The organism is Streptomyces sp. NPDC093071 (genome assembly GCF_044754545.1).
Lineage (GTDB): Bacteria > Actinomycetota > Actinomycetes > Streptomycetales > Streptomycetaceae > Streptomyces.
Genome location: NZ_JBIVPH010000002.1, coordinates 1,108,470 through 1,127,491 on the forward strand (window position 1 = coordinate 1,108,470; position 19,022 = coordinate 1,127,491).

A 19,022-nucleotide genomic window follows, 5' to 3' on the forward strand; every position below is an offset into this window, starting at 1 on the left:
TCCGGACGGAATCCAGGCAAGATGGGGGCGTGACCCTTATCGACCAGCTCCCGCCGACCGCCGACCCCGACGCCCTCTTCGAGGCCTTCTCCTCCTGGGCCGAGGAGCGGGGCATCACGCTCTACCCGGCCCAGGAAGAGGCGCTGATCGAGGTCGTCTCCGGGGCGAACGTGATCCTGTCCACCCCCACCGGATCGGGAAAGTCGCTGGTCGCGGCGGGGGCGCACTTCACGGCGCTCGCGAACGACCAGGTGACCTTCTACACCGCGCCGATCAAGGCGCTGGTGTCGGAGAAGTTCTTCGACCTGTGCAAGCTCTTCGGCACCGAGAACGTCGGCATGTTGACCGGCGACGCCTCCGTGAACGCGGACGCGCCGGTGATCTGCTGTACGGCGGAGGTCCTCGCCTCGATCGCGCTGCGGGACGGCAAGTACGCCGACATCGGCCAGGTCGTCATGGACGAGTTCCACTTCTACGCCGAGCAGGACCGCGGCTGGGCCTGGCAGATCCCGCTCCTCGAACTCCCCCAGGCGCAGTTCGTCCTGATGTCGGCGACGCTCGGCGACGTGTCGATGTTCGAGAAGGACCTGACGCGGCGCACGGGCCGGCCGACCTCGGTGGTCCGCTCCGCGACCCGGCCGGTGCCGCTGTCGTACGAGTACCGGCTCACGCCCATCACGGACACCCTGACGGAGCTCCTGGAGACCAGGCAGGCGCCCGTCTACATCGTGCACTTCACGCAGGCGCAGGCCGTCGAGCGCGCGCAGTCGCTGATGAGCATCAACATGTGCACGCGCGAGGAGAAGGACAAGATCGCCGAGCTGATCGGCAACTTCCGCTTCACCACCAAGTTCGGCCAGAACCTCTCGCGGTACGTGCGGCACGGCATCGGCGTGCACCACGCGGGGATGCTGCCGAAGTACCGGCGGCTCGTGGAGAAGCTGGCGCAGGCCGGTCTGCTGAAGGTGATCTGCGGGACGGACACGCTCGGCGTGGGCGTCAACGTCCCGATCCGCACGGTGCTCTTCACGGCCCTCACCAAGTACGACGGCAACCGGGTGCGCACGCTGCGCGCCCGGGAGTTCCACCAGATCGCGGGCCGGGCGGGCCGGGCCGGCTTCGACACGGCCGGTCTGGTCGTCGCGCAGGCCCCTGAGCACGTCATCGAGAACGAGAAGGCGCTCGCGAAGGCCGGCGACGACCCGAAGAAGCGCCGCAAGGTCGTCCGCAAGAAGGCCCCCGAGGGCTTCGTCGCCTGGAGCGACACGACGTTCGAGAAGCTGATCGCGGCCGAACCCGAGCCGCTGACCTCCCGCTTCAAGGTCACCAACATCATGCTGCTCTCGGTGATCGCCCGGCCGGGCAACGCCTTCGAGGCCATGCGCAAGCTCCTGGAGGACAACCACGAGCCGCGCAAGGCGCAGCTGCGGCACATCCGCCGGGCCATCGCGATCTACCGCTCGCTGCTCGACGGCGGCGTGGTGGAGCAGCTGGACGAGCCGGACGCCGAGGGCCGCACGATCCGGCTGACGGTCGACCTCCAGCAGGACTTCGCGCTCAACCAGCCGCTGTCGACGTTCGCGCTCGCCGCGTTCGACCTGCTCGACCCCGAATCCCCCTCGTACGCCCTGGACATGGTGTCCGTCGTGGAGTCGACGCTCGACGACCCGCGCCAGATCCTCGCCGCCATGCAGAACAAGGCGCGCGGCGAAGCCGTGGGGAGGATGAAGGCGGACGGTGTCGAGTACGAGGAGCGGATGGAGCGGCTCCAGGAGATCTCGTACCCGAAGCCGCTGGAGGAGCTGCTCTGGCACGCGTACAACGTCTACCGGACCTCGCACCCGTGGGTGGGCGACCACCCGGTGTCGCCGAAGTCGGTCATCCGCGACATGTACGAACGGGCCCTGACCTTCACCGAGTTCACCTCCTGGTACGAGCTGGCGCGGACCGAGGGCATCGTCCTGCGCTACCTCGCGAGCGCGTACAAGGCGCTGGACCACACCATCCCGGACGACCTGAAGACCGAGGACCTGGAGGACCTGATCGCCTGGCTGGGCGAGATGGTCCGCCAGGTGGACTCCTCGCTCCTCGACGAGTGGGAGCAGCTGGCCAATCCGGAGGTCCAGACGGCCGAGGAGGCCCAGGAGAAGGCCGACCAGGTCAAGCCGGTCACGGCGAACGCCCGCGCCTTCCGGGTCCTGGTGCGCAACGCCATGTTCCGCCGGGTGGAGCTGGCCGCCCTGGACAACGTCGACGCGCTCGGCGAGCTCGACGCCGAGTCCGGCTGGGACGCGGACGCGTGGGGCGAGGCGATGGACGCGTACTGGGACGAGTACGACGACCTCGGCACGGGCCCGGACGCGCGCGGTCCGAAGCTGCTGAACATCGAGGAGGACGCCGCCCACGGCCTGTGGCGGGTCCGCCAGACCTTCGCCGACCCCAACGGCGACCATGACTGGGGCATCAGTGCGGAGGTGGATCTCGCGGCCTCCGACGAGGAGGGGCGCGCGGTCGTCCGCGTCACGTCCGTCGGACAGCTGTAGGAGGAGTTGCCGTGGTGACCAATCCCGCCGAGAGACTGGTGGACCTGCTCGACCTGGAGCGGATCGAGGTCGACATCTTCCGGGGCCGCAGCCCGCAGGAGTCGCTCCAGCGGGTCTTCGGCGGGCAGGTCGCCGGGCAGGCCCTGGTGGCGGCCGGCCGGACCGTGGAGGACGACCGGCCGGTGCACTCGCTGCACGCCTACTTCCTGCGGCCGGGCCGTCCCGGAGTGCCGATCGTGTACCAGGTGGAACGGGTGCGCGACGGGCGCTCGTTCACGACCCGCCGGGTCACGGCGGTGCAGGAGGGGCGGACGATCTTCAATCTGACGGCCTCCTTCCACCGGCCGGAGGAGGCGGGCTTCGAGCACCAGCTGCCGCCCCGGCACATGACGGACCCGGAGAGCCTGCCGATGCTGGTGGACGAGATCCGCGACCACCTGGGCGAGCTGCCGGAGGCCCTGGAGCGGATGGCCCGCCGGCAGCCCTTCGACATCCGGTACGTGGACCGGCTGCGGTGGACGAAGGAGGAGGTCGAGGGCGCCGATCCGCGCAGCGCGGTGTGGATGCGGGCCGTGGGGCCGCTGGGCGACGACCCGCTGGTCCACACCTGCGCCCTGACGTACGCCTCGGACATGACCCTGCTCGACGCGGTCCGGATCCCCATTGAGCCCCTCTGGGGCCCGCGCGGCTTCGACATGGCGTCGCTCGACCACGCGATGTGGTTCCACCGGCCGTTCCGGGCGGACGAATGGTTCCTGTACGACCAGGAGTCCCCGATCGCCACGGGCGGCCGGGGGCTCGCGCGGGGCCGGATCTACGACCGCGAGGGCAGGCTCCTGGTGTCGGTGGTCCAGGAGGGCCTGTTCCGCAAGCTGTGACGGCCCCCGGCGGCCGTCACTCGAACTCGGTGCCGCCCTTGCGGGTGAGGTAGGCCGGGCTGACCGCCTTGGCGATGGCCCGGCCGCCCAGGACCGGGCTGTACCGCTCGGTCGCGGACCGCACGACGACGCCCTCCCGCAGGTGCGCCTCCCGGCCGGAGACCGTCTCCCGGCCGCTGGCGTGGGCGAGGACGGTGTCCAGGTCGTACGGGCCGGAGTACAGGCGCGGGACGAGCGGGACCTCGCCGGGCTCCAGGACCTCGGCCGGGTCCAGCCAGCGGACCTGTCCGTCGATCTCGGCGGACACGTCGAAGAGGGCGTATCCGACGGTCCCGCTCCGGGCGTCGGCGCCGTACGCCAGGTCCTGGACCCCGGCGCCGTACACCTCGCCGAAGAGGCCGACGCGGCGGGCGCCGAGGCGCTGCGCCAGGCGCTCGGCGACGGCGGCCAGGCCGTGGCCGTGGACGGCCCGCCAGTACAGGTTGCGCGGGTCCTCCTTGAGGGCGAGGCCCTTGGCCCCGAAGCCCTTGGAGGAGACCTGGACGCGCCCGTCCCCGGCCCCGTACGTCAGCAGGCAGGCCGTGCCGTGCAGCTTCTCCGTGAGGACGACGGGCTCGCCCGGCTCGAAGACGTCCGGGTAGCGCTGGAGGTTCTCGACGTCGACCCAGGGCAGCAGGTCGGGCGCGGCCTCCACGTCTCCGCTCATGTGCGTCGGTATCGGCGGCGCCCACTTGACGATGCCGAGCCGCTCCGCGAAGTCGGTGCCCTCGGCGGCGGCCCGCACCAGGTCGGTGTCCGCGAGGGCGGCGGGCCGGCAGACGAGCCCCTGGGACAGTTCCCCGCGCAGCCGCACCGCCTTGACCCGGTCCGCGTTCCCCCCGGCGAGGCGCCCGGTCAGTCCCAGCTCCTCGATGAGGGCGGCGGGCAGCACCGCCTGCTCGGGGATGTAGACGGCGGCGTCGCCGGTCGTGTAGGCGCCCTTGGCGACGACGGCCCGGTAGAGGCCGACCTGGGCCAGTTCCAGGGCGTCGGCGTTGGGATGCGGGTGGACGGTCAGGACTTCGGCGGTGACGCGCAGGGTCGACACGGTTCAGTACTCCGGTTCCGGTGGCTCGGGTGCCGCTCTCATCCCGGCCACCCTGCCCGGCCGGGAAACCGCTGGCCCACCGGTTTTCCCGGCTGGTAGCGTCGCGCGGCTCAGGCTCCCGGCGGGTCCAGGCCCGGCAGGACGTCCTGCTCCACCTCGTGGCGGCGGGTGCGGATGTCCGGGCCCGGCGGGTGGAGTTTGGCGTCGCAGGCCGGGCCGAGTCCGGTGCGGCGCGAGTCCGCGCCCGTCAGGGGGCGGCCGCAGAGGCGGCAGCGCACCCGGCGCGGTGCCCCCTCCGTGGCGGAATCGATCGAGATTGCCAGTGGTTCGTCACCCATGGTCAGATCAAACCCCATCCCCCGTGCGCACGAGGAGCGGCCATGAGCCTGTACGACATCCCCCTGAAGACCCTCACCGGCGAGCCCGTCTCCCTGGCCGACTACCGGGACCGCGCGGTCCTGGTGGTGAACGTCGCCTCCAAGTGCGGTCTGACCCCGCAGTACGCGGGTCTGGAGCGGCTGCAGAAGGAGTACGGGGAGCGCGGCCTCACCGTGCTCGGCGTGCCTTGCAACCAGTTCGCGGGCCAGGAGCCGGGCAGCGCGGAGGAGATCCGGACGTTCTGCTCGACCACCTACGGGGTGTCCTTCCCGCTCCTGGAGAAGACGGACGTCAACGGCGCGGACCGCCACCCGCTCTACGCGGAGCTGGTGAAGGTCGCGGACGCCGACGGCGAGGCCGGTGACGTGCAGTGGAACTTCGAGAAGTTCCTCATCGGCCGGGACGGGCAGGTCACCCGCTTCCGTCCGCGCACCGAGCCGGACGCCCCCGAGGTCGTGGCGGCCATCGAGGCGCAGCTTGTCTGACGTGGTGTCCGGCGCGGGGGTGGTCGAGCGGCTGCGGGCCGCCGGCTGCGTCTTCGCCGAGGAGGAGGCCGCGCTGCTGATCGCGGCGGCTCCCGGGCCCGCCGGGCTCGACGCGATGGTCGAGCGGCGGGCCTCCGGTCTGCCCCTGGAGCACGTCGTGGGGTGGGCCGGGTTCGCCGGGCTGCGGATCGCCGTGGACCCGGGGGTGTTCGTGCCCCGGCGGCGGACCGAGTTCCTGGTGGAGCGGGCCGTGGCCCTCGCCGCGCCCGGCGCGCTCTGCGTCGACCTGTGCTGCGGCTCGGGGGCGGCGGGCGCGGTGCTCCTCGACCGGGTCGCGGGCGCGGAGGTGCACGCCTCGGACGTCGAGCCGGCGGCGGTGGAGTGCGCCCGGCGGAACGTCGAGCCGCGCGGCGGCCGGGTGTACGCGGGGGACCTGTTCGCGCCGCTGCCGCCGGGGCTGCGGGGCCGGGTCGAGGTCCTGGTCGCCAACGTGCCGTACGTGCCGACCGGGGACATCGGCCTGCTGCCGCCCGAGGCCCGCGACCACGAGCCGCTCGTCACGCTCGACGGCGGCCCGGACGGCCTGGACGTGCTGCGGCGGGTCGCCGCCGGGGCGCCGGAGTGGCTGGCGCCGGGCGGCCACCTGCTGGTGGAGACGAGCGAACGACAGGCGGACCGGGCGGCGGAGACGGTCGCCGCGCACGGCCTGGCGGCGGAGGTCGTCACGTGCGGCGAGAGGTACGCGACGGTGCTGATCGCCACGCGGCGGGCGGGGTGAGGCGTAGGGGTGTCCTGGGCGGGGGCTCGGTGATGCGGCGGCTCGACGTTTCGGCGGCCCGGTGACTCAGGGACTCAGGGACTCGGCGTTCCAGCGGCTCGGCGGCCCGGTGACTCAGGGACTCGGCGTTCCGGCGGCCCGGTGGCCCAGCAGCCCCGCAGCTCAGCGGCCGAAGGTGTCGATGTTCTCGACGAGCCAGCGGCCGTCGCGGTGGACGACGTCCACGGCGAACATGGCGCCCGCGTAGACCCCCTGGTCCTGGGCCTTCGACTGCTTGCCCCCGGTCTTGGCGGTCCCGGCCGTGCTCACGCTGCTCTGGTCGGCGTAGACCAGGACGCGGGCGCGTTCGCCGTCGATCCGCTCGACCGCGCTGTCGGTGACCGTCGTGGTGATCACCGTCTTCTGCTCGGCCGCCCGGGCGAGCACCCCGCCGAGCAGGGTCCGGTGCTGTTCCACGGCCTTCCCGGTGAGGAGGGTCTTCCCGGCCTTCTCGAAGGGGGCCGTGTCGGCGTGGTCGTAGGAGAAGAGCGCGGCGACGGCCGCCGCAGTCTGCCCCTTGATCTCGCTGGTGCGGGCCAGGTCGGTGAGGGCCGTGTTGCTCCGGGCGGGGTCGTCGCGGAGCTCGCCCGCCCGGCCGTGCGCCCATCCGGCGAAGCCGCCGAGGAGGAGGGTCAGGACGCAGAGGACCATGAGGGGGACGAGCCTGCGCGGCCCGGACCCGCTCGCGGCGGTGTCCTCCTCCGGCGCCCCGGCCGTCTCCCGTACGGGCTTCGCCGCCGGTCGCCGACCGGCACCGGGGGCGGGCCCGGTCAGGACGCCCACGGAGGCGCGGGGGCGGGGGGCCGTGTCCTCGGGCGCGGCGGCGAGGGCCTGGCGGCGGCGCTGGCGGTTGAGGTGGTGGCGGGGCGTGGGCATCGTGCGTGTCCTTTCGGGTGCGGGCGGCTCTCGCGGTACGGTCCGGGCCGGTCAGCCGGTCGCCGTGCCGCCCACGGGGGCCTGCCCCAGAGCACTGAGCTTCCACCGGCCGTCGGTGCGGGTGAGTTCGCCCAGCATCCGGCTGTCCTTGTCCGTGCTCTTGCTGTCGGGCGTCGTGACGGTGACGCGCAGGGCGACGAGCAGCCGGGCCCGCCCCGCGCGGTCGTCGAGCTCCGTGACGGCGCCGGACAGCACCCGGGCCGTGGTCACCGTCTTCGCGGCCTTCACCTGCCCGGCGAACTCCGTGCGCCCGTCCACGAGCTGCTGGTGGAGTTCGCCGGTCGTGGAGGACTCCCAGAGGTCGAGGCCCTGGTCCACGCGCCGGTGGTCGAGCGTGTTGAGGTTCTGCACGGCCTGCTCCCCCGCCGCGAGCACCCGGTCGCGCTGCGCGCCGTACGCGGCGGAGTCGTCGTGGGCCGCGGCGTACCAGTCCCGGCCCGCCCAGGCCGCGAAGGCGCCCGCGACGAGGGTGAGCACGAGGGCCACGGCCAGGGCCGGCCCGATCCCCGCCGGGGTGCGGAACGCGCGTGTCATGGAGTGCTCCCGTCTCCCGCTGCCGCTCATGCTCAGCGGGCCTTGATGTCGACGATCAGCCACCGGTCGTCCCGGAACTCCGCGGTGACGGTGAGCTGGGCGGCGGCGGACGTGGCGGGCGCCCCGTCCCGCCGCGAGGTCTGGTCGAGGAACACGAGGAGGCGCGCGGTGTTCCCCTTGAGCTCGATCACCCCGGTGCGGACGGCCTGGGTGGTGAGGGTGAGGCGCTGTGCGGTCAGGCTCTCGCGGACCTGGGCGAACAGTTCGGTGTACTGGCAGGCGGCGCGGCCGGAGAGGACGGACGCGGCGGAGCGTTCGGCGGCGTCGGCCCGGGCGGGCGCGTAGGAGAAGATCCGGGCCAGGCCCTCGCCGACGTCGCCGCCGACGCGGACGGTGGCGGCGGTGTCGGTGAGCGCGTGGTTGCGGGCGGCCGGGGTCGACCGGAGCTGGTGGGCTCCGTGGAAGAACGCGCTTCCGCCGAGGAGGAGGGCGGCGAGGGCCGTGACGAGGACGACCGTCCGCCATCGGGGGGTGAAGCGGTTGCCGCCGCTGTCGCCGTCACCGCCCGCGTCTTCGTCTTCGTCTTCGTCTTCGTCTTCGTCTTCGTCTTCGTCTTCGTCTTCGTCTTCGTCTTCGAGGATGTCCGGTGCGTCCCGGGTCTCCTTCCCGTCGGGCTCCGGGGTCTCAGGATCCACCGGGGTTTCCGGGGTTTCCGGGGTTTCCGAGGTCTCCGGGGTCTCCGGGGTCTCCGGGGTCCGGTCGGTCGTTCCGCGCAGGAGTCGTGTCACTCGTCCCCGCCCTCCTTCTGTTCGCCGTCCGCCACGCCGGTGACGGGGACCGCGCTCAGGGCCGCCACCTTCCACGTGTCCTCGCCGGTGCGCGTCAGGACGGCTTCCAGGCGCTTGCGGTCGCTGGTCGGAGCGGCGCTCCCGCGCGGGGTGACGTCGACGCGTACGGTCGCGATGAGCTTCGCCGTACCGGCCCGCGTGTCGAGCGCGGTGAGGGCGGCCTCGGTGACCGTGGCGCGCGCCGAGGCGCCCACCACGGGCTCGGTGCGGCCCAGTTCGGTGCGGAGCGGGCCGGTGGAGGCGTCGCGCCAGGCCCGGATGCCCGCCGCGGCGCGTTCGCGGGACGAGGCGTCGAGCGTGTTCAGCACGGCGAGGCGCTGCCGGCCCTCGGCGAGCGCGGCGTCCCGTTCGCGGCCGAAGGAGAGGCCCTCGTCGGCGCGGGCCTGCGCGTAGGTCCACGCGCCGGTCCCGCAGAAGCCGAGGGCGACGACGAGGGCGCCGGCGCCGAGGATCCTCGCCCGCCTCATCGCGCGCTCCCGGTGCTCAGGCCGAGGAGCCCGGCCATGTCCACCGGTCCGGCGCCCTGGCCCGGCAGCGCGAGCGCGCCGGGCAGGGTTTGCCCCGGCGAGCCCGGCGCACCGCCGCCCGCGCTGCCCGAGAGGAGGGATCCGGGCTTGGCAGGGGCGGGGACGGGGCCGCCCTTCGGGGCGTTCGCCGAGCCGCGCACGTTGACCCCGGCCGCGGCGGAACCCGTGCAGGCCGCGCCGGTGTTGAGGGCGGGCGCGGTGCCCAGGTCGAGGCCGTTGCGGTAGCGCGTACCGCCGTATCCGGAGGTGCAGGGCAGTGGTTTGAAGAAGGTGACGGCCATGCCGAAGTTCACCTTTCCGCCGTCGACGGCGGTGGCTCCGGCCGAGACGGCCGCCGGGTACTTCACGAGCAGTTCCTCGATGCCGCGCTGGCGGGTGACGGCGACCTCCGAGGTGGTCAGGAGGTTGGCGAGGACGACGCCCAGGCTCGGGTCGAGGTCGCGCAGGAGGCCGCTGACCTGGCCGGCCGCGTCGGGGGCGACGGTCAGGACGCGCCGCAGGTCGGCGTCGGAGCCCTTGAGGGCGGCGGCGAGGTCGCGCGCTCCGGTGGCGAAGCCCCGGATGGCGCGGCTCTCGTCGGCCTGGGTGCGCAGGACGACCTCCCCGTCGTCGATGAGCCGGACGGTGGACGGCAGCGCCCGGTCGGCGGCCCGGACGAAGCCGCTGCCGCTGTCGAGGAGGACCTGGAGGTCGTCGCCGTGCCCCTCGAAGGCCTTGCCGAACTCGTCGACGACGGTGCGCAGGGACTCCAGCGGCACGGAGGAGGTGAGGTCGTTCATGCTCGTGAGCACGTCGGTGACCGGCGCGGGCACCTGGGTGTCGGTCTGCTCGATGCGGGCGCCGTCGGCGAGGTAGGGGCCGCCGTCGCTCTCGGGGCGCAGGTCGATGTACTGCTCGCCGACGGCGGAGAGCCCGGCGACGACGGCCTTCGCGTCGGCGGGGATCCGGGCGGCCGACTTCTTGATGCGCAGCTCGGCGACGACCCCTTCGGCGGTGAGGCCGATGTCGCCGACGCGGCCCACGGAGACGCCCCGGTAGGTGACGTCGGAGTGGGTGAACAGGCCTCCCGTGCGGGCGAGGTGGACCTTGACGGTGTAGTGGTCGGCGACGCCGACGTGGCGGCCGAGGTCCGCGTAGCGGATGCCGACGAAGCCGAGGACGAGGACGGCGATGACGAGGAACGCGAGATTCTTCAGCCGTACGGTACGGGTGATCACCGGTTCTCGCCTCCGTGCGTCGGGGTGCCGCCCGTGTGGACCGGGGGCAGCGGCAGGGTCGTTCCGGTACTCCGGCCCTGTCCTTGGCGGGCGCCCGGCTCGGGCTCGGGTTCCGGCTCCGGCTCGGGTTCCGGCTCCGGCTCCGGTTCGGGTTCCGGGTCGGTCGTCTCCGGGGGCGACGGGGTGGGCTCGGGGGCGGGGTCTGCCCCGGGGACCAGGGGCGGGATCACCTCGGTGCCGGGGACGGCGGCGAGGTGCAGATAGGTGTTGAGGTAGTCGCCCTTGATGCCCCGCATCACCTCGTCGGTGAAGGGGTACGTCAGCAGGACCTGGAGCGAGGCGGGCAGGTCGGCACCGGCGTCCGCGAGGGCCTTCAGGGTCGGCGCGAGGGCCTTCAGGTCGGCCACCATGTCCTGCTTGCTGGCGTTGACGGTGGAGACGGCGACGCCGGACAGGGTGTCCAGGGCGCGCAGCATGGTCAGCAGGGAGCCCCGCTGGTTCTCCAGCGTCTTCAGGCCGGGCGAGAGGCCGGTGAGGACCGTGTCGACGTCCTTCTTGCGGCCGGCGAGGGTGGCGGAGAGCCGGTTGACCCCGTCGAGGGCGCGGGTGATGTCGCCGCGGTGCGCGTCCAAGTTGGTGACCAGGGTGTTCACCCGCTTCAGCATCGAGCGGACCTCGGGCTCGCGGCCGCCGAGCGCCGCGTTGAGCTCCCGGGTGATGGTCTTGAGCTGGTTGACGCCGCCGCCGTTGAGCAGCAGGGACAGGGCGCCGAAGACCTCCTCGACCTCCGTGTTCCGGCCGGTGCGCGCCAGCGGGATGACGCTGCCGTCGGTGAGTTCGCCGCCGTCCCGGCGCGCGGCGGCCCGCTGGACGCCGGTCCCGCCCGGACCGGTCCCGGTCCCGCCCGGTGCGACGAGCTGGACGTACTTCTCGCCCAGGAGGCTGGACTGCTCCAGGCGGGCGCCGGCGTCGGCGGGGAGCCGGACGGCGCCGTTGATCTTCAGGGTGACCCGGGCGGTCCAGCTGCCGGGCACCAGCTCGATGGCGGTGACGCGGCCGACGGCGACGTCGTTGACCTTGACCGCGGACTGCGGCGCGAGGCTCAGGACGTCCTCGAGTTCGGCGGTGACCGTGTAGGGGTGGGGGCCGAGGTCGGCGCCGCCGGGCAGCGGCAGGTCCTCGATGCCGTCGAACCGGAGCGGGTTGGCCGGGACCACCCCGAGGACGACGGCGATGCCCAGGCCGAGGGCGATCGTGCCGACGGCTCCGGCGCCGAGGAGCTTCCCGGAGGTCGAGGCGGAGCGTGCCATCACTCCCCCTTCCCGGTGCCCGCGGCGGAGCCGCCGGTCGCGGAGCCGCCGGTCGCCGGCAGCGGGAGCAGCGGTCCGCCCGCGCTGATCTCGTTGAGGTTGGCGCGGCCGTCGAGGGTGCGGGTCTCCGGGTTGTACGCGTTGACGAGGTTGCCGGCGGCGAGCGGGCCGACGTCGAGGGCCTCGGCGAGGGAGGCGCGCTGGTCGACGAGGGTCTGGGTGAGGGGCACGAGCCGGTCGACGTTCTTCTTCAGCTCGCCGCGGTTGTCCTTGATGAAGGTCTTGACCTGGGCGAGGGCCTTGCCGAGCTCCTTGAGGGCGCCGGTGAGGTCGTCCTTGTTGTCGGCGAAGTAGCCGACGACCTCGTCCAGGCGTTCCTGCGCGGTGCGGACGTCGCCGTCCTTCTTCTTGAGCATGGTGGTGAAGGTCTGGAGCTGTCCGAGGCTGGTGAACAGCTTTTCGCTGCTGCCGTCGAGGGTCTTGGCGGCCTTGCCGAACTCCTCGATGGAGGTGCCGATGGAGGCGCCGTTGCCCTTGAGGTTCTTCGCGCCGGTGTCCAGGAGTTCGGACAGGGCTCCGGCGGAGTTGGCGCCGTTCGGGCCGAGCGCCTCGCTCAGGTCGGTGATCGACGCGTAGAGCTGGTCGATCTCGACGGGGACGCGGTTGCGGGAGGCGGGCAGTTCGGCGCCGTCGGCGAGGGCGGGTCCGGTGCCGTAGGCGGGGGCGAGCTGGACGTAGCGGTCGGCGACGATGCTCGGGGCGACGACGGCGGCCCGGACGTCGGCGGGGACGAGGACGCCCTCGTCGAGGTGGAGCCGGACGCGGACGCGGGTGCCCTGGGGTTCGACGGACTCGACCTCCCCGACCCGTACGCCGAGGACGCGCAGGTCGGATCCGGCGTAGACGCCGACGGCCCGGTCGAAGTACGCGGTGATGCGGGTGCCGTCGGGTTCGAGGACGCGCACGGCGACGAATCCGCAGGCGGCGAGGACCACGAGGGCGAGTCCGGCGACGAGGGGCGTTCTGGGCTTGGTCATCGTTCACCGCTCCCCTTGGCCGTCGCCGTCTGTTTCGGCGGCAGGCATCCGGTCGTGGGCTGCGAGGCTTCGGGCAGGTAGTTCCGGGGCACCACGCCGCACAGGTAGCTGTCGAACCAGCGGCCGTTGCCGAGGGTGTTGCCGACGAGCCGGTAGTACGGGCCGACGAGGGCGAGGGTCTCGTCGAGCCGGCCGCTGTTCTTCTCCAGGACGGCGGTGACGCGGCCGAGGGCCTTCAGGGTCGGGCCGAGCTGCCGGTCGTTGTCGCCGACGAGGCCGCTGAGCTGGGTGCCCAGTTCCCTGCTGCCCTTGAGCAGGGCGCGGATGGCTTCGCGGCGCTTCTTGAGCTCGCCGAGCAGGGAGCCGCCGTCCTCGATGAGGGTCTCGAAGCTGGACTTCTTGCCCTCCAGGGTCCTGGTGAACTTCTTGCTGTTCTCCAGGAGGCGGGCGAGTTCGGTGTCGCGCTTGGAGACGGACCGGGACAGTTCGGAGAGGCCGGTGGCGGCGTTGCGGACGTGGGGCGGGGAGTTCTTGAAGGTGTCGGAGATCGTCTCGAAGCTCTCGGCGAGCTTCTTCGTGTCGATGGCGTCGACGGTGCCGCTGAGGTCCTGGAAGGCCTGCGTCACGTCGTACGGGGAGGTGGTGCGGGAGCGCGGGATGCGGGTCCCGGGGTCCTGCGGGGCGGAGCCCAGCGGGTCGAGCGCCAGGTACTTCTCGCCCAGGAGGGTCTTGATGGCGATGGCGGCGGTCGACCGGTCGCCGACCCAGGCGTCGCCGACCTCGAACGTCACCTTGACCTTGGGTCCGTCGAGGGCGACTCCGGTGACCTTGCCGACCTTGACGCCGGCGATGCGGACCTCGTCGCCCTCGTCGAGTCCGGCGGCCTCGGTGAAGTCGGCGCTGTAGGCGGTGTCGCCGCCGACGAGGGGGAGCCGTTCCACGTTGTAGGCCAGGGCGGCGAGGAGGGCGAGGAGGAGGAGTCCGACGACGGCGACGGCGACCGGGCTGCGTTCCTTGACCGGCTTGAACCGGGGGCGGGCGGTCATCCGCGGCACCTCGATTCGGTCACGGTGATGCCGGTCGGGGGCTTGGAGCCGTCGGAGGTTCCCACGCCGCTCACGCGCGCCTCGCAGAGGTAGAGGTTGAACCACGACCCGTAGGAGGAGAGGCGGGCCAGGGCGGTCATCTTGGCGGGGGTGCGGGCGAGGAAGTCCTCGATGTCGGAGGTGCGGTCGCCGAGGTTCCCGGAGAGCCGGCCCAGTTCGCGGATGTCCTGCTTGAGGGGGGCGCGGCCTTCCCGGAACAGTCCGGCGGTCGTGGTGGTGAGGTCGCCGATGGCCTGGACGGCCTGGCCGAGGGGCTTGCGGTCGGCGTTGAAGCCGGTGACGAGCTTCTGGAGGGTGACGACGAGCTCGTTGAAGCCGGCCTCGCGGTTGTTGAGGGTGGTCAGGACGGTGTTGAGGTGGGTGACGACCTGGCCGATGACCTTGTCCTTGGCGGCGACGGTCTTGGTGAGGGAGCCGATGTGCCGCAGGAGGCTGTCGACGGTTCCGCTCTCGCCCTGGAGGACCTGGACGAGGGAGCCGGCGAGGTCGTTGACGTCGGCGGGCGAGAGGCCCTCGAAGAGCGGCTTGAAGCCGTTGAAGAGCAGGGTGAGGTCGAGCGCGGGCGTGGTGCGCTCCAGCGGGATGGTCTCCCCGGACCGGAGGGTGCCGGAGAGGTCGCCGCTGCCCCGGTCGAGGGAGACGTACCGCTGGCCGACCATGTTGAGGTACTTCACGGCGGCGGTCGCGGAGCGGGGCAGGGAGCGGTCCTCGCGGACCGTGAAGGTGACCTGGGCGGTGCGCCGTTCGACCACGCGGACGTCGGTCACCTCGCCCACCTTCACTCCGGCGATGCGGACGGAGTCGCCCTCGGCGAGGCCGGTGACGTCGGTGAACAGGGCCTTGTAGGAGCGGGTGTCGGTGCCGACGCCGGTGTTGGCGATGCTGAAGCCGAGGACGGTGGTGGCGAGTGCCGTGACCAGGACGAAGACGAGGGACTTCAGGACCGTCCCGGTCAGGCCGCGCCGGCGGGTGTGGGCGGACGGGGTCGTCATCGGAGGGTCACCTCCGCTCCGCGGAAGGCGGGTCCGGCGAGGAGGCTGCTCCAGTCCGGCAGGTCGCCGGGCCGTTTCTCCGCGGCGGGGGCGAGGAGTTCGTTGACGAGGTCGTTCTCCTGCGGGGAGTTGGCGGGCCCGAGGTCCTGGTCGGCGGCGGTGGAGGCCCGGGCGGCGGGTGCGGCCGGGACGCCGAGGTAGGGCACGGGGTGGCAGCGCGGGCCGCCGCCGGAGCCGTAGGAGGGGGCGTCGCGGCCGGGGACGTACGCCCCGCGCGAGGGCACGGTGGTGACGTTCACGTGGAGTCCGGGCCGGTTCGTGCCCTTGCCGAGCGCCTTGTCCATGGCGGGCACGAACTGGGCGAGGGTGCGCAGGGTGCAGGGGAAGGACGGGGAGTACTCGGCGAGCAGCTCCAGGGTGGGCCTGCTGGTGGCGCTGAGCCGGATGATGTTGTCCTTGTTCTGGCGCAGGAAGGCGGTCAGGTCCTGGGCCGTGCGGGTGGTGGCGCCGAGGGTGCCGGTCAGTTCGGCCTCCTTCTCGGCGAGGGTGCCGCTGGTGGTGGTGAAGTCGGTGAGCGCGGTGACGATGTCCGGGGCGGCGTCCGCGTAGAGGTGGCTGACCTTCACGAGTTCTTTCAGGTCGCGGTTGAGGGTGGGCAGGTGGGGGTTGAACTCGCGCAGGTGGGCGTCGAGCCGGCTGAGGGTGTCGCCGAGCTTGTCGCCGCGTCCCTCCAGGGCCTGGGAGACGGCCGACAGGGTCGCCGAGAGCTTCTGCGGCTGGACGGCGGTCAGCAGGGGCAGGACGTTGTCGAGGACCTGCTGGAGTTCGACGGCGTTGCCGGAGCGGTCCTCGGGGATGACGGCTCCGGGGCCGAGGGGGCGCGTCGAGGGGTTCCCGGGCGGTACGAGGGCCACGAACCGTTCGCCGAAGAGGGTGGTGGGCAGCATCTGGGCGCGTACGTCGGAGGGGACGTGGTCCAGGGTGCCGGGGCGCATGGCGAGGGTGAGCCGGGCTCCGGTGCCGGTGGTGTCGATGGCGCGGACCTCGCCGACGACGACGCCGCGCAGCTTCACCTCGGCGCCGAGGTGCATCTCGTTGCCGACGCTGCCGGTCTCGACGACGACCGGGTCGGACGCGGTGAAGCGCTTCTCGTAGACGGCGACCGCCAGCCAGGCGAGCAGGGCGGGCACCAGCAGGAAGACGATGCCGGCGGACCGGCGGCGCAGGGTCGCGCCTCGGGTGTCGCTCATCTCACCCCGCCACCTTCACGGTCGTGGTCGCGCCCCAGAGGGCCAGCGACAGGAAGAAGTCGGTGACGCTGATCAGCACGATGGCGTTGCGCACGGAGCGGCCGACGGCGATGCCGACGCCGGCGGGGCCGCCGGAGGCGCGGAAGCCGTAGTAGCAGTGGGCGATGATCACCATCACGCTGAAGATCAGCACTTTGAGCACCGACAGGAGGACGTCCGTCGGTGACAGGAAGAGGTTGAAGTAGTGGTCGTAGGTGCCCGCCGACTGGCCGTTGAAGAGGACGGTGACGTAGCGGGAGGCCAGGTAGGAGGAGAGCAGGCCGATCGCGTAGAGCGGGACGATGGCGACGACCCCCGCGATGATGCGGGTGGTGACCAGGTACGGCATGGAGCGGATGCCCATGCCTTCGAGGGCGTCGACCTCCTCGTTGATGCGCATGGCGCCGAGCTGGGCGGTGAAGCCGGCGCCGACGGTCGCGGAGAGGGCGAGCCCGGCGACGAGCGGGGCGATCTCCCGGGTGTTGAAGTAGGCGGAGACGAAGCCGGTGAAGGCGGCGGTGCCGATCTGTTCGAGGGCCGCGTGGCCCTGGAGGCCGACGACGGTGCCGGTGAACAGCGTCATCGCGACCATCACGCCGATGGTGCCGCCGATGACGCCGAGGCCGCCGGAGCCGAAGGCGACCTCGGCGAGCAGCCGCTGCACCTCCTTGAGGTAACGGCGCAGGGTCCGCGGGATCCAGAGCAGGGCCCGGACGTAGAACAGGAGCTGGTCGCCGGAGCGGTCGAGCCAGACGAACGGGGAGGCCATCGGCCTCAGCCTCCCTTCGGCGGGACGATCTGCAGATAGATGCCCGTCAGCACCATGTTCACGAAGAACAGCAGGAGGAAGGTGATGACGACGGACTGGTTGACGGCGTCGCCGACGCCCTTGGGGCCGCCCCGGGGGTTGAGGCCCCGGTAGGCGGCGACGATGCCCGCGATGAACCCGAAGATCAGGGCCTTGAGTTCGCTGATGTAGAGGTCGGGCAGCTGGGCGAGGGCGGAGAAGCTGGAGAGGTAGGCGCCGGGGGTGCCGCCCTGGAGGACGATGTTGAAGAAGTAGCCGCCCAGGGTGCCGACGACGGAGACCATGCCGTTGAGGAGCACGGCGACCGCCATGGTGGCGAGGACGCGCGGGACGACCAGGCGCTGGACGGGCGAGACGCCCATGACCTCCATGGCGTCGAGCTCCTCCCGGATCTTGCGGGAGCCGAGGTCGGCGCAGATGGCGGAGCCGCCGGCGCCGGCGATCAGGAGGGCGACGATGAGCGGGCTGGCCTGCTGGATGACGGCGAGGACGCTGGCGCCGCCGGTGAAGGACTGGGCGCCGAGCTGCTGGGTGAGCGAGCCGACCTGGAGGGCGATCACGGCGCCGAACGGGATCGAGACGAGCGCGGCCGGCAGGATGGTGACGCTCGCGACGAACCAGAACTGCTCGATGAACTCGCGGAACTGGAAGGGGCGCCGGAAGACGGCCCGGGTCACCTCGGCGGCGAGGGCGAAGAGGCGGCCGGTCTGCCGCAGCGCGCCGGTGATCACGAGCCGCCCCCGGCGGCCGGCATCCGCAGGGTGGGTGCCCCGGCGTTCCGCGCGTAGGTGTCCTGGATGGCGGCGCGGGCGGCGGGCGGCAGCCGGTCGAGCATTCCGAGGACCCGTTCCCTGCGGCGCGCGACCGCCGCGCGGGACGGCAGGCCGGGCGAGGGTTCGAGCTGGGGGACGATGACGCGGGGCGCGTCCGTCCGTACGCCTCCGGCGCCGTCCGCCTCGGCGGCGAGGGTGGCGGCGTCCTTCTCCTCGGACATGCCGATGGGGCCTTCGCGGCGGCCGGCGAGGAACTGGGTGACGACCGGTTCGTCGCTGGTGAGGAGGACTTCGCGGGGTCCGAAGGTGACGAGCTCGCGCCGGAAGAACATCCCCATGTTGTCGGGGACGGTGGCGGCGATGTCGAGGTTGTGGGTGACGATCAGCATCGTCGCGTCGATCCGCGCGTTGAGGTCGATGAGCAGCTGGGAGAGGTACGCGGTGCGGACGGGGTCGAGCCCGGAGTCGGGTTCGTCGCACAGCACGATCTGCGGGTCGAGGACGAGGGCGCGGGCGAGGCCGGCGCGCTTGCGCATGCCGCCGCTGATCTCGCCCGGCAGTTTCCCCTCCGCGCCGAGGAGGCCGACGAGTTCGATCCGCTCCATGACGATGCGCCGGATCTCCGACTCCCGCTTGCGGGTGTGCTCGCGCAGCGGGAAGGCGATGTTGTCGAACAGCGTCATGGAGCCGAAGAGGGCCCCGTCCTGGAACATGAGGCCGAAGAGCTTGCGGGTCTCGTAGATGTCGCGTTCGGGGCTGCTGACCATGTCGACCCCGTTGATGAGGACGCGGCCCCGCTGGGGTTTCAGCAGTCCGATGAGCGATTTCAGGAAGACGGTCTTACCGGTACCGGAAGGGCCGAGCATCACGCTCACCTCTCCGGCCGGCAATGTCAGCGTCACGTCCTGCCAGATGTTCTGCTTGCCGAAGGACATGGTCAGACCCTCAACGACCACTTCGATTCCCATACCACCTCCAGCAGGCGTGAGTCGGGTGTGCGCCGCGGGCGCACGTTAAGTCGGTGCGGATCACCGGGACAATAGGCGCGTCGCCGAGATCCTTGATCCATTGCCGTTCTTGTCACCGCGGAGACAAAGCCGGGACCGGTCTTTGTCTCCGCCGAGATACAGCGGGCATCGCTTCTCCTCAAGGCCCTGCGAGCGGCTCCCCGTCGCCGGAGTTCCACTCCGACGCGGCGCCGGAACCGGCCCGTGGGTACGCGCCGACCTGCGACTGAGCGTCGCCGGGGGAACGTTACGGCCGAGTAACCTCCCGGGGCAATACTGGGTTCCGAGTTTTCGGAAGACGGAGAAGAACGGCCGGATATTTGTCATCGGGGAAACAGTTCCGCCGTCCGACTTGTCAGCGGCACGAGTGAATACGGGCCTCTTCGAGGCTGTCCGGACCGCTGCGATGCGGCTGGTTAACGACCCTTGGGCGATCGATCATAATTGTCG

At 72.2% G+C, this 19,022-nt stretch carries 19 protein-coding genes; 4 read left to right on the plus strand and 15 right to left on the minus strand.

Annotated features, from left to right (window positions below; genetic code table 11):
• Nucleotides 1-29: 29 nt before the first annotated feature.
• The gene (locus ACIQD7_RS10455) at nucleotides 30-2,543 is read left to right on the plus strand and encodes a DEAD/DEAH box helicase (RefSeq protein WP_402441259.1); all 2,514 of its coding nucleotides are present in this window, start codon (nucleotides 30-32) and stop codon (nucleotides 2,541-2,543) included.
• A 14-nt stretch (nucleotides 2,544-2,557) separates the two neighbouring features.
• Complete coding sequence (locus ACIQD7_RS10460; protein ID WP_402441394.1) at nucleotides 2,558-3,421, plus strand: acyl-CoA thioesterase; 864 nt, start codon at nucleotides 2,558-2,560, stop codon at nucleotides 3,419-3,421.
• A gap of 16 nt (nucleotides 3,422-3,437) precedes the next feature.
• Here ACIQD7_RS10460 and ACIQD7_RS10465 read toward each other — a convergent pair whose 3' ends face one another.
• Nucleotides 3,438-4,508 (minus strand): RNA ligase (ATP), encoded by a 1,071-nt coding sequence (locus ACIQD7_RS10465; RefSeq protein ID WP_402441260.1) that lies wholly within the window; start codon nucleotides 4,506-4,508, stop codon nucleotides 3,438-3,440.
• Between the two features lie 110 nt (nucleotides 4,509-4,618).
• Nucleotides 4,619-4,846 carry a DUF6011 domain-containing protein gene (locus ACIQD7_RS10470; protein WP_121830005.1) on the minus strand — a complete coding sequence of 76 codons (228 nt, stop codon included), beginning with the start codon at nucleotides 4,844-4,846 and terminating at the stop codon, nucleotides 4,619-4,621.
• A gap of 42 nt (nucleotides 4,847-4,888) precedes the next feature.
• On the opposite strand from ACIQD7_RS10470, the gene ACIQD7_RS10475 reads away from it, so the two are divergent.
• Together ACIQD7_RS10475 and ACIQD7_RS10480 are read left to right on the plus strand one after the other, a co-directional pair.
• A complete protein-coding gene (locus ACIQD7_RS10475) occupies nucleotides 4,889-5,371 on the plus strand; it encodes a glutathione peroxidase (protein ID WP_121830004.1) in 483 nt (160 codons plus the stop codon).
• Nucleotides 5,364-6,149: a putative protein N(5)-glutamine methyltransferase gene (locus ACIQD7_RS10480; protein ID WP_402441261.1), complete on the plus strand. Its 786-nt coding sequence runs from the start codon at nucleotides 5,364-5,366 to the stop codon at nucleotides 6,147-6,149. The genes ACIQD7_RS10475 and ACIQD7_RS10480 overlap by 8 nt, the downstream gene beginning before the upstream one ends.
• 162 nt (nucleotides 6,150-6,311) lie before the next feature.
• On the opposite strand, the gene ACIQD7_RS10485 is transcribed toward ACIQD7_RS10480, so the two are convergent.
• The 13 genes from ACIQD7_RS10485 to ACIQD7_RS10545 are packed head-to-tail and all read right to left on the minus strand — an operon-like array spanning nucleotide 6,312 to nucleotide 18,533.
• On the minus strand, nucleotides 6,312-7,064 hold the full coding sequence (locus tag ACIQD7_RS10485; protein WP_402441262.1) for a hypothetical protein: 753 nt from the start codon (nucleotides 7,062-7,064) through the stop codon (nucleotides 6,312-6,314).
• Nucleotides 7,065-7,115: 51 nt separating this feature from the next.
• Nucleotides 7,116-7,658: a nuclear transport factor 2 family protein gene (locus tag ACIQD7_RS10490; protein ID WP_121830001.1), complete on the minus strand. Its 543-nt coding sequence runs from the start codon at nucleotides 7,656-7,658 to the stop codon at nucleotides 7,116-7,118.
• A 32-nt stretch (nucleotides 7,659-7,690) separates the two neighbouring features.
• Entirely contained in the window at nucleotides 7,691-8,446 is a 756-nt protein-coding gene (locus ACIQD7_RS10495; protein ID WP_402441263.1) for a hypothetical protein, read from the minus strand.
• Nucleotides 8,443-8,973, minus strand: a complete 531-nt coding sequence (locus ACIQD7_RS10500) for a hypothetical protein (protein WP_402441264.1) — start codon at nucleotides 8,971-8,973, stop codon at nucleotides 8,443-8,445. The genes ACIQD7_RS10495 and ACIQD7_RS10500 overlap by 4 nt, the downstream gene beginning before the upstream one ends.
• Complete coding sequence (locus ACIQD7_RS10505) at nucleotides 8,970-10,250, minus strand: MCE family protein (RefSeq protein WP_402441265.1); 1,281 nt, start codon at nucleotides 10,248-10,250, stop codon at nucleotides 8,970-8,972. Before ACIQD7_RS10505 ends, ACIQD7_RS10500 begins: the two co-directional genes overlap by 4 nt.
• Nucleotides 10,247-11,560 carry an MCE family protein gene (locus ACIQD7_RS10510; protein ID WP_402441266.1) on the minus strand — a complete coding sequence of 438 codons (1,314 nt, stop codon included), beginning with the start codon at nucleotides 11,558-11,560 and terminating at the stop codon, nucleotides 10,247-10,249. The genes ACIQD7_RS10505 and ACIQD7_RS10510 overlap by 4 nt, the downstream gene beginning before the upstream one ends.
• Nucleotides 11,560-12,597 (minus strand): MCE family protein, encoded by a 1,038-nt coding sequence (locus ACIQD7_RS10515; protein ID WP_402441267.1) that lies wholly within the window; start codon nucleotides 12,595-12,597, stop codon nucleotides 11,560-11,562. Before ACIQD7_RS10515 ends, ACIQD7_RS10510 begins: the two co-directional genes overlap by 1 nt.
• Entirely contained in the window at nucleotides 12,594-13,643 is a 1,050-nt protein-coding gene (locus ACIQD7_RS10520) for an MCE family protein (protein WP_402441268.1), read from the minus strand. The genes ACIQD7_RS10515 and ACIQD7_RS10520 overlap by 4 nt, the downstream gene beginning before the upstream one ends.
• Nucleotides 13,640-14,695: an MCE family protein gene (locus ACIQD7_RS10525; RefSeq protein WP_402441269.1), complete on the minus strand. Its 1,056-nt coding sequence runs from the start codon at nucleotides 14,693-14,695 to the stop codon at nucleotides 13,640-13,642. Before ACIQD7_RS10525 ends, ACIQD7_RS10520 begins: the two co-directional genes overlap by 4 nt.
• Nucleotides 14,692-15,945 carry an MCE family protein gene (locus ACIQD7_RS10530; RefSeq protein ID WP_383410432.1) on the minus strand — a complete coding sequence of 418 codons (1,254 nt, stop codon included), beginning with the start codon at nucleotides 15,943-15,945 and terminating at the stop codon, nucleotides 14,692-14,694. Before ACIQD7_RS10530 ends, ACIQD7_RS10525 begins: the two co-directional genes overlap by 4 nt.
• A gap of 1 nt (nucleotide 15,946) precedes the next feature.
• The gene (locus ACIQD7_RS10535) at nucleotides 15,947-16,753 is read right to left on the minus strand and encodes an ABC transporter permease (RefSeq protein ID WP_053645523.1); all 807 of its coding nucleotides are present in this window, start codon (nucleotides 16,751-16,753) and stop codon (nucleotides 15,947-15,949) included.
• A 5-nt stretch (nucleotides 16,754-16,758) separates the two neighbouring features.
• Nucleotides 16,759-17,523: an ABC transporter permease gene (locus ACIQD7_RS10540; protein WP_053645526.1), complete on the minus strand. Its 765-nt coding sequence runs from the start codon at nucleotides 17,521-17,523 to the stop codon at nucleotides 16,759-16,761.
• Nucleotides 17,520-18,533 (minus strand): ABC transporter ATP-binding protein, encoded by a 1,014-nt coding sequence (locus ACIQD7_RS10545; protein WP_402441270.1) that lies wholly within the window; start codon nucleotides 18,531-18,533, stop codon nucleotides 17,520-17,522. The genes ACIQD7_RS10540 and ACIQD7_RS10545 overlap by 4 nt, the downstream gene beginning before the upstream one ends.
• Nucleotides 18,534-19,022: the final 489 nt, after the last annotated feature.